This is a genomic window from Candidatus Tisiphia endosymbiont of Nemotelus uliginosus (genome assembly GCF_964264835.1).
Lineage (GTDB): Bacteria > Pseudomonadota > Alphaproteobacteria > Rickettsiales > Rickettsiaceae > Tisiphia.
Genome location: NZ_OZ183485.1, coordinates 1,306,829 through 1,324,130 on the forward strand (window position 1 = coordinate 1,306,829; position 17,302 = coordinate 1,324,130).

9 protein-coding genes, 1 tRNA gene and 1 pseudogene are annotated in these 17,302 nt (G+C 32.1%); 7 read left to right on the forward strand and 4 right to left on the reverse strand.

Translation table 11 applies throughout. The annotated features are described in order from the left end of the window. Positions 1–2: 2 nt before the first annotated feature. Positions 3–2,426, reverse strand: coding sequence for a DNA topoisomerase (ATP-hydrolyzing) subunit B (gyrB, locus tag ACFELV_RS05690; RefSeq protein ID WP_375327129.1), 2,424 nt, complete (start codon positions 2,424–2,426; stop codon positions 3–5). A 172-nt stretch (positions 2,427–2,598) separates the two neighbouring features. Between gyrB and ACFELV_RS05695 the strand changes: the two genes are divergently transcribed. The 4 genes from ACFELV_RS05695 to ACFELV_RS05710 all read left to right on the forward strand — a co-directional run bounded on the left by ACFELV_RS05695 (position 2,599) and on the right by ACFELV_RS05710 (position 9,590). Continuing rightward, positions 2,599–3,678: an IS4 family transposase gene (locus ACFELV_RS05695; RefSeq protein ID WP_375326208.1), complete on the forward strand. Its 1,080-nt coding sequence runs from the start codon at positions 2,599–2,601 to the stop codon at positions 3,676–3,678. A 145-nt stretch (positions 3,679–3,823) separates the two neighbouring features. Beyond that, complete coding sequence (locus tag ACFELV_RS05700; RefSeq protein ID WP_375327130.1) at positions 3,824–4,024, forward strand: transposase; 201 nt, start codon at positions 3,824–3,826, stop codon at positions 4,022–4,024. A 109-nt stretch (positions 4,025–4,133) separates the two neighbouring features. Next, positions 4,134–4,340: a transposase gene (locus ACFELV_RS05705; protein ID WP_375327131.1), complete on the forward strand. Its 207-nt coding sequence runs from the start codon at positions 4,134–4,136 to the stop codon at positions 4,338–4,340. 636 nt (positions 4,341–4,976) lie between these two features. Further along, positions 4,977–9,590 (forward strand): hypothetical protein, encoded by a 4,614-nt coding sequence (locus ACFELV_RS05710; protein ID WP_375327132.1) that lies wholly within the window; start codon positions 4,977–4,979, stop codon positions 9,588–9,590. Positions 9,591–10,488: 898 nt separating this feature from the next. Here ACFELV_RS05710 and ACFELV_RS05715 read toward each other — a convergent pair. Continuing rightward, complete coding sequence (locus ACFELV_RS05715) at positions 10,489–11,481, reverse strand: sensor histidine kinase (protein WP_375327133.1); 993 nt, start codon at positions 11,479–11,481, stop codon at positions 10,489–10,491. Positions 11,482–11,907: 426 nt separating this feature from the next. Here ACFELV_RS05715 and ACFELV_RS05720 point away from each other — a divergent pair, with 426 nt between their 5' ends. Beyond that, positions 11,908–12,708 (forward strand): DNA adenine methylase, encoded by an 801-nt coding sequence (locus tag ACFELV_RS05720; RefSeq protein ID WP_375327537.1) that lies wholly within the window; start codon positions 11,908–11,910, stop codon positions 12,706–12,708. Between the two features lie 23 nt (positions 12,709–12,731). Here ACFELV_RS05720 and ACFELV_RS05725 read toward each other — a convergent pair whose 3' ends face one another. Continuing rightward, positions 12,732–13,934, reverse strand: a complete 1,203-nt coding sequence (locus ACFELV_RS05725) for a tyrosine-type recombinase/integrase (RefSeq protein ID WP_375327134.1) — start codon at positions 13,932–13,934, stop codon at positions 12,732–12,734. A gap of 392 nt (positions 13,935–14,326) precedes the next feature. Between ACFELV_RS05725 and ACFELV_RS05730 the strand changes: the two genes are divergently transcribed. Next, a tRNA-OTHER gene (locus ACFELV_RS05730) sits at positions 14,327–14,405 on the forward strand. A gap of 140 nt (positions 14,406–14,545) precedes the next feature. Beyond that, a complete protein-coding gene (locus ACFELV_RS05735; RefSeq protein ID WP_375327135.1) occupies positions 14,546–16,186 on the forward strand; it encodes a hypothetical protein in 1,641 nt (546 codons plus the stop codon). A 46-nt stretch (positions 16,187–16,232) separates the two neighbouring features. Here ACFELV_RS05735 and ACFELV_RS05740 read toward each other — a convergent pair. Next, a pseudogene (locus tag ACFELV_RS05740) lies at positions 16,233–17,026 on the reverse strand (DNA adenine methylase). Between the last annotated feature and the right edge of the window lie 276 nt (positions 17,027–17,302).

Genomic DNA, 17,302 nt, shown 5'->3' on the forward strand with positions numbered 1-17,302 from the left:
TATTACACATCTAAATTGATGACATTCAAGGCATTTTCTTGAATAAACTGCCTTCTAGGTTCAACAATGTCGCCCATTAAGGTAGAGAATAGTACTTCTGCACTATCTTGTTCATGCACTTTAACTTGCAACAATGTTCTTTTTGCCTGATCTAAGGTTGTTTCCCATAATTGATCAGAATTCATCTCGCCAAGTCCTTTAAAACGTTGGATAGTTATTCCTTTTTTGCCATTTTCTAAAATAGAATCTAGCAAATTAGAAGGGAATATAATATCATGCTCCTGATTCCTAATTGATAATTTTGTAGGGCGAGTAAATATAGGTTCGAGCACAGTAAAGGCCTTAGCAAGTCCGGTAAATTCTAGAGTTTCTAATTGTTCCTTTAACAGTATCTTACTCTCTTTTACACCTCGAACAAAACGAAAAAATTCTATATTATTTTCTGCCACTACAAATTGCCAATCTGTTTTATCAGGTGCAACATCACCAAGATTTAAAATACTTAATGCTTGCCGGATCGCAGGTCGGTTATTTTCGTCAAATATGTGGGTTCCTAATAAACCACGGATAGACAATGATTCTGCAAGTTGCCGATTAAATTTCTTACTTACTTGGTCAAGTAAGGACATAAATTTAATGACTCCTTTGATTATGCCTTCTAGCTCCTTACCAATAATTTGAGTTCCATCATTTAAAGTAATAAATGTATCGCTAAGAGTAGATTTAATTAAATGGTCCTGCAAAGCTTGTTCATTTTTTAAGTATAGTTCACTATTGCCTTTCTTTACTTTATATAAAGGGGGCTGTGCTATATATAAATAACCATTATCAATTAATTGCCTCATATGTCTATAAAAGAAAGTAAGTAACAAAGTTCTAATATGGGAGCCATCCACATCTGCGTCAGTCATGATAATGATTTTATGATATCTTAATTTGGCTAGTGAAAAATCTTCCCCTATGCTAGTACCAAGGGCAGTAATTAATGTTCCGATCTGATCAGAATTTAACATTTTATCAAATCTTGCTCGTTCAATATTTAATATCTTACCACGTAATGGTAGGATTGCTTGGAATTTTCTGTCTCTACCTTGTTTTGCGGTGCCGCCAGCAGAGTCGCCTTCTACAATAAATAGCTCTGCTCCTGCAGGGTCTCTTTCTTGGCAATCAGCAAGTTTACCCGGTAGATTTGAGACTTCAAGAGCAGATTTACGGCGTGTTAATTCTCGCGCTTTTTTAGCAGCTTCCCGCGCATTAGCTGCTTCAATGATTTTATTAATAATTAACTTAGCATCACTAGGGTGTTCTTCAAACCATTCTAATATTTTAGTGTATACCGCATTCTCGACAGCAGGACGCACTTCAGAACTCACTAATTTATCTTTAGTTTGGGACGAGAATTTAGGGTCAGGTACTTTCACAGATAAAATACAAGTTAACCCTTCTCTTGTATCGTCCCCCATAAAATTCACTTTAGATTTTTTATTATACCCAATATTGTCAATATAAGTGGTAATCACTCTGGTAAGTGCTGCTTTAAAAGCGATAAGATGGGTGCCACCTTCACGTTGTCTAATATTATTAGTAAAACACAAAATATTTTCATGATATGAATCGTTCCAGTTCATGGCTAATTCAACAGTAATCCCTGATTCGGTATTACTACTGATAAGGGCTATGCACTGATGTAAGGCTGTTTTTGCTCTATCTACATATTTTACATATGCCTCCACGCCTCCAGAAAAGCAAAATACTACTTCTTGGCGTTCTGAAAAACGGTAATCTTTTAATAAAATTTTTATCCCAGAATTTAAAAACGCTAATTCTCTAAGCCTATGCTCAATAGTCGCAAAATTAAATTCAATGGTGCTAAAGGTGGTAATAGAAGGAAAAAATGTTACTTCTGTCCCTTGTTTTCCTAGCGCCTCACCCTGCAATAAGAGGGGCGCTTCTGCTACCCCGTCTTTAAACTTCACAAAATACTCTTGATTACTCCGCCATATTTTGAGCTCTAGCCATTCTGATAAGGCATTTACTACTGATACTCCAACACCATGAAGTCCACCGGATATTTTATAAGAGTTTTGATCAAATTTTCCTCCCGCATGCAATTGGGTCATAATCACCTCAGCTGCTGATATCCCTTCCTCCTCGTGAATATCTACCGGTATTCCACGTCCATTATCGCGTACAGTAACTGAACCATTAGGATTCAATATTACTTCAATGAGGTCACAATATCCTGCCAAAGATTCATCTATAGCATTATCTACAACTTCATAAATCATGTGATGTAACCCCGAACCATCATCAGTGTCGCCGATATACATTCCTGGTCTTTTCTTAACTGCCTCAAGGCCCTTTAAAACTTTGATCGAATCTGCGCCATATTCGTTTGGCATGCATGGTTGTTGGATATTTGACATGGTATATTATATAAATAATGAGGTGAGCAAATAACTATACACTAAATTTACAGCAAATACATACTTTTCCTCATAGTACCCCACAGATTTTACAGGAGGGTTAAAATAATAAATTGAATAAGTGACTGAGAGTCACTAATCTCCGCTGAGAAACAAGCAACAGGAGGTATTAATGGACTCTCAATCACTATACCAAATATTATACATATTTTTAGATTGGCACCCAGCACGAATTAAAACATTTGCAGAATTAATTTGTGCAGTAGTAAAAGCTAAAACTGTGAGAATCAAAGAATTAGCACTGTATGTCGCTTCTAAAGGCAATTTGCATGCCAAGATTGTTAAAGTTGAGCGTTTGCTTTTAGAACAAAATATGTGCTTTATAAGTTTAGGGAAAATTATTGTTAAATTGCTCTGTCTAACAGGTAAAATTAGCCTTGCCATAGATAGAACCAGCTGGCAATTTGGTATTAAAAATTTGAATTTTTTTGTTGCAACTATCGTTTATGGTAATATTTCAATTCCTATAGCATGGTTGTTACTTGATAAAAAAGGCAACTCTTCTACTAATGAAAGAAAGAAATTGATTGAGCAAATTTTAACAATTATACCTAAGGAAATGATAGAGCTTATCCTTGCCGATCGGGAATTTGTTGGTGAGGAATGGTTGCAATATATGGGTGGAATCCAAAAATTACCTTTTGCTATCAGGCTAAGAAAAAGTGAGAAGGTCAAGCATTTCAACGGTGGCAAGATGAAGTTGAATAAATGTTTTGCCGATATGCAAATGGGTGACACTAAAACTATAGAAAGCAAAATTTACAATGGTATGGCAATTAAAATAACTTGTTTGCAATTAGAAAGAGAGCAACTATTTATTGCTAGTAATGTGCTTATTGGTGAATGTGCTTTGCTAGCATATAAGCAGAGGTGGAGCATTGAGCGACCTTTTCTGTCTCTCAAGTCATCTGGATTTAATATTGAAGATACCCACATTACAGATCAAAAAAAGCTGGAAAAACTATTTGCAATAGTATCTTTATCCTTAGCTATTTGCGTGCTTGCTGGTGACATTAAGAACAAAATTTATCCTATAAAGATCAAAAAACATGGTCGTAAATTATACTCATTATTTACTTACGGATTTGATTGGATAAAAGATTATTTTTATAACTCGTTAAGTGATACCCCTGCTATGTTGTTTTCATTACTACGAAAACACATTATGCATGCCTTTCAACTTCAACAATAAGTGTGGGGTACTATGATAAAAAACTAGTATTTTGAATTAACTTTCTAAGATTATTATTAATCTATAGTTAATATTTTTATAATTTTAGGTAAATTATTTTATATAATAAATAAATTATAAGTTGCTAAATATAGGCTAAATTATTTTGTCCAAAGTCCAATCAAGAGTTTTGATGGAAGAATTTGTACACTTAAAGAAACAATTTTGGGGTTGTCATTTTTGGGCTAGGGGATATATGGCAATTAGCTCAGGAAATATAACTGATGAAATGATACAGCAGTATATTGATGAGCAAGAAGGTGAACCAGTTAACGATGATCGATTTCTAATCGATTCCACTTTATAACCCCTCAGCTTATAGCTGAGGGTTGTTTAGTGGAACTTGCAATACAGAATTATTTAATAATTGGGTTAGAAGTTTTTAATTTAAAGAGTTAAAAGCAGGACAGGTTGTAGTGATGGATAACGGTAGTTTTCATAAATCTCAAAAAACAAAAAAGCTAATAGAATCAGTGGGTTGTGAAGTTATTTTTTTGCCACCATATTCACCCAACTTAAATCCAATAGAAAAGTTTTGGGCTAATATGAAGCGATGGATTCAAAACAAAATAGCAGAAATTGGTAAATTATCTGAGGTTATTTCTATGCTCTTTGTTACCTAATTCAATTTGATGTACTATATCACAGAATATTTGGCTTTACAGCTTTTATCAATATAATTAATTGGCAACTCGTATTAAATTAGTAAATACAAACTAAATAAATATTGTAATGCAAAAATCACTAACTGAGTATAGTCAAATATTATCTGAATTTTAATCTTAAATAATAGTTAAAATCTGATCAGAGTCTATAATAGAATTTGTGTGTCATTGCAAAAAAGATAGTAAGAGATTACTGAAAAAATCTATCATTATGTTAGAGCTATCTACCTGCTACTCTTTTTTAAAACATTTGGTTACCTTATCAACTGCTTTTAGGCAATGCTAAATTATAAAGGTAGACAAAACATTCTAAATATTTTACCATTGTTATCCCAGTTTTAGTCCGTGGTAAAATTGAGTAATGAATATTTTTGGGGAAACTACACTTGATGCAAGCAAACAATGAACACTGTAGTTTAATAAAGGCTTTAGAAAATCATGAATTTAACATCCCAGTATTCTAAGTAACTCAAAAAGCTAATATTACCTCTGATAGCGTACAATATTTATTTAATACGAGTTGCCAATTAATTATATTGATAAAAGCTGTAAAGCCAAATATTCTGTGATATAGTACATCAAAAAGGAGATCATATGCCATATAACTCAAGACCTAAAAATATATCTAATGGTCAAAATATTAATTTCAGATCAGATTCAGAGTTATTACATCAGAATGAAAATCAAAAAGTACGAAAGAGAAAAATAAATACTGAAGATAAAGAAAATGTAAAAGTAAAAAGATTACGACAAGATAAATCAAATTTATCATTTAGTGATTTAGATGGAGTAGATGAAGTGACAAAATTTTCTAGAGTTAATGATCAAATGACTCAAAGTATAAACATTGATGAAGCAAATAAATCAAAAAGTAAATTTGTTAAAAGCATAACAACTGGTTCTAATTATTCAAAATTTAGAGATTTTTTAGATACAAAAAAAGGCAGCGACATGTTCAATGTTCTGTATAAAAATCAAGTTCATTATAACATGTCCAGTATTTTAGGTGGAGCAAGAACTCAAGCTAAGCAAGCGTTTGAGGATCTGTATGATCTTTGGTTTGATGAGAAAGGAGAAAAAACAAAATATTTACAAACTTTAGAAAACAATGGAGTAAATCTATCTAATATATCTAGCATTTTAACTGGAATAGGAGCTAAAGCTAAGCAAGCTTTTAAAGATCTGTATGATCTTTGGTTTGATGAGAAAGGAGAAAAAACAAAATATTTACAAACTCTAGAAGACAATGGAATAAATCTATCCACTATATCTAGTATTTTAGGTAAAACAAGAGCTAAAGCTAAGCAAGCTTTTAAAGATCTGTATGATCTTTGGTTTGATGAGAAAGGAGAAAAAACAAAATATTTACAAACTCTAGAAGACAATGGAATAAACTTACCCACTATATCTAGTATTTTAGGTGGAACAGGAGCTAAAGTGAAACAAGCGTTTGAGGATCTGTATAATCTTTGGTTTGATGAGAAAGGAGAAAAAACAAAATATTTACAAACTCTAGAAGACAACGGAGTAAATCTATCTAATATATCTAGTATTTTAAGTAAAGCAAGAGTTCAAGCTAAGCAAGCGTTTAAGGATCTGTATGATCTTTGGTTTGACGAGAAAGGAGAAAAAACAAAATATTTACAAACTCTAGAAGACAACGGAGTAAATTTATCTAATATATCTAGTATTTTAAGTGGAACAGGAGCTAAAGCTAAACAAACTTTTAAGGATATGTATGATCTTTGGTTTGATGAGAAAGGAGAAAAAACAAAATACTTACAAACTCTAGAAGACAACGGAGTAAATCTATCTAATATATCTAGTATTTTAAGTGGAACAGGAGCTAAAGCTAAGCAAGCCTTTAAGGATCTGTATAATCTTTGGTTTGATGAGAAAGGAGAAAAAACAAAATACTTACAAACTCTAGAAGACAACGGAGTAAATCTATCTAATATATCTAGTATTTTAAGTGGAACAGGTGTTAAAGCTAAACAAACTTTTAAGGATCTGTATGATTTTTGGTTTGATGAGAAAGGAGAAAAAACAAAATATTTACAAAATCTAGAAGATAACGGAGTAAATCTATCTATTATATCTAGTATTTTAAGTAAAGCAGGAGCTAAAGCTAAGCAAATTTTTAAGGATTTGTATGATCTTTGGTTTGATGAGAAAGGAGAAAAAACAAAATATTTACAAAATCTAGAAGATAACGGAGTAAATCTATCTAATATATCTAGTATTTTAAGTGGAACAGGAGCTAAAGCTAAGCAAGCCTTTAAGGATCTGTATAATCTGTGGTTTGATAAATACGGAAAGAAAACAAAATATTTACAAACTTTAGAAGACAACGAAGTATATCTACCTAATATATCTAGTATTTTAAGTGGAGCAGGAGCTAAAGCTAAGCAAGCTTTTGAGGATCTGTATAATCTGTGGTTTGACGAGAAAGGAGAAAAAACAAAATTTTTACAAACTTTAGAAAACAACGAAATAAATCTATCTAATATATCGAGTATTTTAGGTAAAGCAGGAGCTAAAGCTAAGCAAGTTTCTAAGGATCTGTATGATCTTTGGTTTGACGAGAAAGGAGAAAAAACAAAATATTTACAAAATCTAAAAGATAACGGGATACATCTATCTAATGTATCTAGCATTTTACATGGAACAGGAATTAAAGCTAAGCAAGCTTTTGAGGATCTGTATGATCTTTGGTTTGACGAGAAAGGAGAGAAAACAAAATATTTACAAACTTTAGAAGACAACGGAGTAAATCTATCTAATGTATCTAGTATTTTACATGGAACAGGAGTTAAAGCTAAGCAAATTTTTAAGGATCTGTATGATCTTTGGTTTGACGAGAAAGGAGAGAAAACAAAATATTTACAAAATCTAGAAAACAATGGAGTAAATCTATCTAATGTATCTAGTATTTTACATGGAACAGGAGTTAAAGCTAAACAAGCTTTTGAGGATCTGTATGATCTTTGGTTTGATAATAAAGGAAATCCAACAAAGTATTTACAAACTTTAGAAGACAATGAAATAAATCTATCTAATGTATCTAGTATTTTACGTGGAACAGGAGCTAAAGTGAAAAAAACGTTTGAGAAGCTTTATAAGCTTTGGTTTGATAATGAAGGAAATCCAACAAAGTATTTACAAACTCTAGAAGACAATGGAGTAAATTTATCTAATATATCTAGTATTTTAAGTGGGGCAGGAGCTAATGCTAAGCAAGCTTTTGAGGATCTGTATAATCTTTGGTTTGATAATGAAGGGAATCCAACACAATATTTAGAGGATTTCACTAAAGCAGATTTTAAGATGAGTAGTTTATCCAATAGTTTAAGTGGAGCGGGAGTTAATGCTTGTTCTGTTTTAAAAGATTTTCATAAAATTTGCTTTGACGAGAACGGATACAAAACAAGATATTTAGAGGATTTCACTAAAGCAGATTTTAAGATGAGTAGTTTATCCAGTATTTTAGGTGGAGCAGGAGTTACTGCTTATTCTGTTTTAAAAGATTTTCATAAAATTTGCTTTGACGAGAACGGACACAAAACAAGATATTTAGAGGATTTCACTAAAGTAGGTTTTAAGATGAGAAATTTATCCGGTAGTTTAAGTGGAGCAGGAGTTAATGCTTGTTCTGCTTTAAAAGATTTTCATAAAATTTGCTTTGACGAGAATGGACGCAAAACAAAATATTTAGAGGATTTTACTAAAGCAGGTTTTAAAATGAGTAATTTATCTTGTGTACTTTGTGCAGCAGGAACTAAGGCTGCATTTATTTTAATAAAATTCCATAATATTTGTTTTGATAGAGAAGGAAAGCCAACGAAATATTTAAGTGATTTTACTAAACCAAAGGTAAATTTTAGGCCTAGTGATTTATGTAGTATTCTGAGTCAAGCAGTAAATAGTTTAGAAAAATTCTATGAATTTTGTTTTGATAATGAAGGAAAGCCAACAAAATATTTAAGTGATTTCATTAAGGCAAAGTTTACACCAGATCTTTTATCTCATGTGTTACATGGAGCAAGAGCTAATATTTGTTCTGCTTTAAAAGATTTTCACACAGTTTGCTTTAATGAGGATGGCAGCATAAAAGAACGTTTAAGTGATTTCACTGATTCAGGTTTTACTCTGCGTAATTTGTCCAATATATTATCTCTATCAGGAGCTAACGCCGCTTCTATTCTAAAAGATTTTCATGCACTCTGTTTCCATGCAAAAAAAGAATATTTAAGTCATTTCTTAGCTGAAAAAGAACTTTTTGATCTAAATAAATTATCTAACAAATTATTAAATGGAGCAGGAATCAAAACTTGTTCTACTTTTAAACAATTGCATAATCTTTGTTTTGATGAAATAGGTGCAAGAACAAAATATTTAAATTCTCTTATCGAAGAATATATGAATGTAAATGATGGGACAGTAATAGTAGATTTCGATCAGGTATTCAAGTCATTAAATAAAGAATGTAAAAAATTTAGAAAAGCTCCTACTGCTTTTTTAAATTCTCAAAATCAAAATATTTGTGGAATGATTTGGCAAGAAGATGAAGGAATGGATCTAGAATCTATTGAGTATAATATACAATTGATGCTAAAATCAGAGATACAAATTGATTCAGTTCTTGATACAGTAAGTGTTAAGAAAGCGATATATCATAATAATCAATATTTAAGTATTTTACTAATTAAAGGAATTAGTAGTGATCATGCCGTAGTTCTCTTTAAAAAGAATGACATTGTATCAATAATTGATCCACTTAGTATAAAATCAGAATTTAGTAGTAGTTTAGAAGAAATAAGGAAGGATCTTATAGCTTCAGGAGTTAAATCTGTAAATATTATTTGTTCTGATTTGCAACAAATTGATTCTAGAACATGTGCAGATATATCGCTAATTCTAATTAAAAACATAGCAAATAGGTTACCAAATATTAGATCAACTAAAGAAGATATAGTAGAAATTATTGACAGTATAAGAACAGAGTATAACAATACAGAATTAGAAGCACAGGTAAAATCTCTTGATTCAAAAATAGATATTGTAACAGAAATAAATGGTTCTTTACAAGAAGAACAAGATCAAAGTACCCATTACTATAACAATAAGCTGACTTTACAACAAGATAATATTGATGCATATTCATCAGAGTTAGTAGGTGATACTTCTTTATCTGAGATTATTATATAGTCAATTCAGGAGAAGTTGGTGACATCATTACTCGTCACTCACCTTACAAGACATTGCTCCTAGCACCAAATCATCCTGAATTGACTAAAGTGGAATCGATGAGAAATCGATCATCGTTCACCTTCTTGCTCATCAATATACTGCTGTATCATTTCATCAGTTATATTTCCTGAGCTTATTGCCATATATCCCCACGTGTTATTATTGTTCAAAAACTCCGCTATAGTCAAACCTGTTGAACTAGGTGGAAAAAAACATAGCAATAATTTGCTAGTTTCTGTTACCTTATTTTTAATTCATACCATATCTTTCCACCTAATTCAATAGGTTTAACTATATTATCTTTGCTCCATCATCTCCAATATTATTCTCATGAAGATATATGTTAACCCGAGTTGCCAATTAATTTATAAGAGCAGAGCTAGGTTTTATGAACGTTTGAGGTTAATTTGTAACGTTAAAACACTCAATAAAAACTATATTTTTTAGAAATATGTTTGTATTGAAAATGTTTCAGTATTCTAATAATTATTTATTGCAACGGTGGTTAGTACTGAAGTTTTGACAAAAATGGATCAAATTCAGAACTAAATATTTATTCTTTAATGAAAATTTTAGTGAGAAAAAGATTTTTTCTTTCAGTCAAAATAAACCTATGTAAGCTGATAGCACAGGATTACAAGCCTTCCATAAATACAATTATTGACATACAATATATCTAATATACTATAGAATTAGTATAAAACTTTGATAGTAATTTAACGAGGTTTTGAACAATATATATTAATATACTAAAAGCCTAATTAATACTAATTATAGAAGGTAATACTAGAGTAGCCTTGCTTCTCTGTTATATTTTTGTCAAAACTTCAGTTAGTATTGATAATCAATTATTGATTTATAACCTCCTATTAGCTATGTTGTTAATCATGTCTTCAATAATATCCTTAACTAATGGTAATTTAACTGGTATTTGTAAAGTAAAAGTTGTACTCTTACCTTGATGGCTGTTAACGTTAATTTTACTATTTAGTTCAAAGATAAACTGTTTGACTAAATTTAAGCCTAAACCTAAATCCACTTCCTCAGCACTATCTTTACTAGTAGAAGAGTCAAGATTGTTTAATTGCTTATAAAGATATTGTTGTTGGTCTTTGGACATACCTATACCGGTATCATGAACGATGAATTGCAAAATATCTTCCTTAGCACGGGTATTTTTAATATTATTTTCATTATAGATATTTTCTAATTCGAAGGTTGGAGCAGCAAAAAAATTGGTGGTGATAATAATACTACCTTTCTCGGTAAAATTAATGGCATTACTAACTAATTGATCTAATATTGCCTCAAGTCGATAACTATCGGCAATGACCACATCCGCAAGATCATGCTGAAAATTAGCAACGAGCTTTATGCCTTTATAATTAGCAGATGGTATTAGTTTAGTAATAACTCTATTTACTAACTTCTTAGGATCAATTTTTTGTAAGATGTGAGGTGCTAAGGCTTTGGTAGCTGTCAAGCTTGAATGTGACTTAGCAAAGTCTAATATATCACCGGAGTAATTGATAAGCTCCTTGGCACAATTGGTAATGTTGGCTATAGATTGCTTCTTGCTAGGATCATTCTCTACTTCATATAGTACTAAAGCACCTGACCAAATACCGATACAGGAAGTTTTTATGCTAAGTGATACATTTTTTATAAAGTCTTGGTGGACTAAATTAGCTAATTTTAGTTTTTTCTTAACTTGTTCTAACTCAAGAGAAATGTCATTATCGATATTATTTGTTTCATTGCTAGTTTTAGTTGCGTCTTCACTGGTACTGTTATTATTTTTTTCATTTGTTAATTCGTTTTGTTGTTGATTTTTAATATCACTCGCCATACAATAAGCTCCTGTTTTTTGACTACAAAAAATGGACACTGAGGTTAGAATTAAAAATTTTGCGATTCGTTTTCTAACCTCGGTGCTTGACGCCACACTACGCGGGTCATCATCATCATTATCCTCATTAATTAGCAGAGTCCAGCGGTTTTTTTAGAATTTATAATATTTTTTTAGAATTTTATAGATCAGTGATAAAACGGCGGCAGTGGGTAAAATTATAGTTTTAGTTAATGCCTAAATAGCTAGTTAGGTAAGTGGCTAACTAGTAGCGAATTTAGCTATTTACAATATATCTCCAATATTGACTAAGTTTCTTATAGTGTTTTTGTGATATTTATGATACAATAGGTAAATTATTTTTTAAAATTAGTGATTAGTCACCCTATTAGTTCACTTAAATTAAGTCTTACTTAAGCAATAACAATTATGACTGCTACTGCAAATAAGCCTCAACCATTTGTCAATTGGGTTGGCGGCAAAAGAAAAATCACTGATCAATTGATAGAACGTATTCCTAGATCATTAAATAATTACTATGAACCGTTTCTAGGTGGCGGGGCTTTGTTCTTTAAAATCAAGGATAGATTTAAGCAGTGTTTTCTGTCGGATATTAATTTAGAGTTAGTTACTAGTTATAATACCATAAAGAAGAATCCATATGCCGTTAACTCTATCTTCGAGCAACATAGGCATAATCATAGTAAGGAATATTATTATCAAGTTAGAAACAATAATAATAGCAATGATCCAACTATTATTACTGCGAGGTTTCTATATTTAAACAAATATACTTTTAAGGGTATTTATCGTATCAATAAAAACGGTAATTTAGGTATATCTTTTTCTACTAAGAAATATGGTACTGCTGATATTGATCAGAAACTACAACAATGTAGCAACTTTCTAAGTGACACATCAATTTACGCCACTGATTTTTCTTTTATTGAACCTAAGGAAAATGATTTTGTTTATTGTGATCCACCCTATCACCGAGCCGGAGAAAGGTTTTATACTAGACTACCCTTTGACGAAAATGAGCAGATTAGACTACGAGATTTCGCCAAGGAACTAACTAACAAAGGGGTAAAATTAATGATCTCCAACAATGATACCGAGTTTATTAGAAGAATATACCAAGATTTTACCGTAAATACCATTAACATTAAATATGCCATAACCGGACAAAGAAAAATCTCTAAGGAAGTTATTGTAACGAATTATTGAGCCAGCTAACCTAAAATTAGAAATTAAGCTTTTTTCTTATTGTTATTAAAAACACTATTAGCTTTTTCCATATATTCTCTCACAGGATCCAAATTTAATCGTGCATAAACTTCTGTTGACCTAATGTTTTTATGATTGAGGGCTTTAGCGATAACATACGGACTTGCTCCGGCAATGGCCATCCAACTCCCCATAGTTCTACGTAGATCATGTAGCGTAAAATCCTCAAGACCAGCCTTCTTCTTAATGTTGCACCATGTTTTTTTTGGGTCTTCTATATGACCACTTTTACTGTTATGATCACTTGGAAATACCCACTTACTAGAGCGTTGCTTATATCTTTCCTGTAAGATTTGCACTGCCTTATCTGTTAAAGGAAGTAGATGAGATTCACCATTTTTAGTTTTAGGTATATACCATGTTTTTTCAGTTAAATTGATATTATCCCAACGCATAGCCAAAACATTACTTTTCCTAGCAGCGGTATATAAAGCGACTAGCACAAAATCCCTAATTGTTTGATTAGGTTCTTCTGCTAAAACATCAAAAAAGTGCTGTTCCTCTTTAGAAAGCAAATATCTATCTCTTGATTTTTCTTGGTGTTTTATAATACCCAGTGCTGGATTATCTTTTACTAATCCCCATTCAATCCCTCTCTTAAATATGCCTGAAAATCTTGTAGCACATTTATTGGCCATTACTTTTTTACCAGCCTTGGTGAGATCATTAAAAATCTTTTGGATATCATCTTTCTGTATAGTGGATATCTTTCTATCATAGAGATGTTTTGCTTGCCTATCAATATCAGCAATGACATCTTTCCAACGCTCTATCTTATGCTTAGCATAGTCTTCAATGTATATGTCAAACAGCTCTTTAAAGGTTAATTCATTATATTGCTTATTAGTCGATTTTGCATTAAGGTCTATACCTTTTGCAATTTGATTTTTTAAATCTATTATCTTTGATCTTGCTGCTATAACGGACATATCAGGGAAAGAACCTAACATAATTTTGTAACGAATACCCTTAATTGTCTTGGCTAGAAAAAAACTTTTAGTTCCTAAATACGATACGTTTAAGACTAACCCCTTTTCTTTGGTATCTCTATAAACATGTTGGACAATTTCAGGACGAATAATTTTGCCTTTATGATCTTTTGTAAATTCAGGAGGGATAATTTTATCTATAGCTTCTTTAGTAAAATTAAATGAACTGCTTGCCATACGTACCTACTTAAATAAATTCTAGTTATTAAATGGTTAAGCTAAATCTAATTGTTCTAAAATATTTTAAAGGATAGTTGAATATTTAACCTCAGATTGGCTTAATCGATGATTAATTACCGCTGACAAAAGTAATTTGCAAGCACTAATTTATATTAATGAAGATTCAAAGAAATTTAAATAAAAATTTGTTAAAAATACTATTTTGATATGTGCTTCATATGTACTTTTTCCGACAAAAATGCTAGAAATTAATTGTAGATTGACAAGTAATTTAATGTTAGATACTATATCAAGTGTTGATTTAATTAATGGGAGGAAATACTATGAGGATTGGGCTTTTGACAACAAATAAATATGAAGGCATAGAAAATTTACTATGCCTATTCGATGGGGGTAGGAGAAGGCAAATTCAAGGCATTCTGCCTGTCACGCAGAAGGTCGCGGGTTCGAGTCCCGTCACTCCCGCCATATTACTTCTTAGGTTTTTGGGCTCTTACTTGCTCTTATCTAAATTCCATATGCTGCGTATATGCTGTTCAGGCTAGCCAAAATAGCTGCAATAATTGCTCAAAAGCCCTTACTGGATCTGATGTTCAGCTGGAGGGATTATGCAGCAAATAGTCAACTCTTCCTCTTCTACTCTCGCTTATATTTCTGCTAATAGTAACCAAAATGATACTATCTTCTATAATTTCGTTGGTAATTTTGTTCCTCCAGAATGGCGTGATCTTCAAGGTAGTGGCAACAAAGCTTTCAGCAAAACTGCTAAGCAATTATTGTCGCTAGTAGTTTTCCGCCTTCAGGTTTGTCATAATAGCCGTAACAATCTCCAAGATGATGAATTACAAGAATCTTATCATTTCTTTGAACAATCACTCGGAGTTTGTCAAAGACGTATTAGACAATGTATGGTTGAGTTGCAAGAAGGAGGCTTTATTCATCTATATAATACCACCGTTGTAAAGCAGCACATTAAGTGTAGAAATACTCCATGCATAAAATTGGCAAAAAATTTTCGCCCTTACCCGAAAAAATTTTCGCATGAAAGCGAAAAAAGTTTCGGCTCAACCCGAAAAAAATTTCAGGCACACAATATTATAGATATTAATAATAAATCTAATATATCTAGATCTAGCGAATCTGAGGTTTTACAAAATGTTCATGAAGAAAATGAGCCAGTTCATGAGCAAGAGCAAAAATTCTCCTACGAGCAATCAGAAGAGCGGATTAGCAACATTGAGGATCTGACTGAAAAGGCTTACACAGCTGAAACAAGGTTAGCTACTAGCCTTTCCTCGAGGATACAGAAAATGTCTACTGCCAATTCCAATGAATTAACCAGCACCCCATCTCTTAACACTTTAGAGTCTTTGAACAATAATGGCTGGTTCACAAGAAAAAGATTAGCAGATTTTCATCCCTTAACCGAAGAAGATGCTGATTTACTGCAGCTGAGGTCAAATCGGGAGTTTAACCTCAATTTTATCAATAAGCTGTTACTGAAGCTAGCAGAGCAGTATCCTAATCATCATTTTTATAACAAAAAGGTGGTGTTTAACTATATGGTCAAAGTTTTAGCGTATGAATTGCGAGAGAGTAGCAAGGTGAATAATAGCAATTTTCAATTTAAATCTAATGATCCTGCAAGACTAAAAGAGCAATATTTGGATAAGATAGAACGTAGCCTCGATACTAGCAAACAAGCACAACTAAAACGGAAAATTGCAGGAATATTTGAGTCTAACACGGCTTATGAGCTATTGACTTCTTGTGAATTTAAAGGAGATGAGCAAGGTCAGTATCAACTGCAGTTACTAAAGGATATCGCCTTGTCAGATCATATTAAAGCTAAGATATTAGAACAAGTACAAGCGGTTTACGGTAATAAAATTAAACAATTGCAAATTATCCCATTTATACAAACTACCCCACCAAAACCAGCAGCTAAAATGGAAGATAAAGATCAAAATTATCTTGCAGAATTCAATAAGTTAGATCCAGATTCAGTATGGTATAAGATCAGGCGATCTTTACTTGCAGAACATGGTCAATATGCGGATCATAGCACTTTCAGTAAATTAGCGGTGGTAGAAGAAGATAATATAGGCAAAAAAGTAATTCTTAAAGGCAGTGTGCCCTTTATTGACTATTTAGTAAGGCAACGCTATATGGGATATTTAAGATTGGCTTTTCAAGCTCAAAATTTTACTTTTGAATTAGGTGAGATGGATAAAAGTGGTGAGAATTAATAGGGTTATAAAAATTACTAGGGAGTGCCTGTTAGTTAATTTAACTTCAATAATTTGTCATAATCACTTCATAAGAGGTTTTCCGTTGCTCTGGGATGGAGTATTTTATATCTACAGTACGAATGTTAAAGCCTTTATAAAGATCTCTGATAAAGGGTGTGTTACTGTTAGAGATCATGAGTTTAACCCCTTTGCTATCTAGTTCTTTAGCAAAATCGCGCAGCCTTATTTGTTCATTTTCGTCAAAAGGTAAGGTGGTATAAAAACTTTCACCTGATTGGGGTATGGTGGATCCAAATATACAAAATCGTTCTTTGTAGGTTCAATGAAGGAAAAATCTATGGCGTAAATACAAGTGTTGTTTAAAAAACTGCTACATTGGCGTAGTCTAGCATCAATATCAGAATTAGCATGGATTTTGCTCGAGAAGGATAGTGCAAGTTGACCATCTTTTTTGACGCGGTAGATACCTTTAAAAGCATACCTGTTAAGATATATGAACCTTGCAGTAATTTTGATTGGGTTGTTAACATTATTATCCCTAACCTGATAGTAATATTCTTTTGAATGATTTTCTTGATGGGATTGCAATAATTTACTCACCTCAGCGGGATCTTTTTTAACCGCATTGTAGGACGTTACTAAATCAAGGTTAATATCGGATAAAAAGCATTTGTTGAACATGTGCTTTACTTGAAAAAATAGCGCGCCACCACCAAGGAATGGTTCGTAATAATTGTTTAGACCTAAAGGAATATGCTCAATTAGCTTATCAGTGATTTTTCTTTTACCACCAACCCATTGTAAAAATGGCTGTGGTTTATTGGAAGTAGGTAGCATAACTTTTACCAATATAAATGATACTATAAATGCAGCTGGAATACTAGTGGTAATGCGGGCTAGAGAGGTTTTTTGTATTTTTCAGTGCAGAATTACCACGATATTTCACAAGTTTGGTTTTGATTGTAGTTTTTTAAAGGTAATTCCCTACATGTCTCTAATTTACAGCGCTTTAGAGTGGTTAGTAAAAATCTGCACAGAGTGCTTCCGAAATCCTCTGTACTCCTCAAAACAATGCTGATATCTCTGCTGATTAGATACTTGCGCTAATGTAGT

Excerpts from the sequence above, each read along its gene's own strand:
- gyrB (WP_375327129.1), bottom strand. The coding sequence starts at position 2,426 with ATGTCAAATATCCAACAACCATGCATGCCAAACGAATATGGCGCAGAT.
- ACFELV_RS05695 (WP_375326208.1), top strand. The coding sequence starts at position 2,599 with ATGGACTCTCAATCACTATACCAAATATTATACATATTTTTAGATTGG.
- ACFELV_RS05710 (WP_375327132.1), top strand. The coding sequence starts at position 4,977 with ATGCCATATAACTCAAGACCTAAAAATATATCTAATGGTCAAAATATT.
- ACFELV_RS05715 (WP_375327133.1), bottom strand. The coding sequence starts at position 11,481 with ATGGCGAGTGATATTAAAAATCAACAACAAAACGAATTAACAAATGAA.
- ACFELV_RS05725 (WP_375327134.1), bottom strand. The coding sequence starts at position 13,934 with ATGGCAAGCAGTTCATTTAATTTTACTAAAGAAGCTATAGATAAAATT.
- ACFELV_RS05735 (WP_375327135.1), top strand. The coding sequence starts at position 14,546 with ATGCAGCAAATAGTCAACTCTTCCTCTTCTACTCTCGCTTATATTTCT.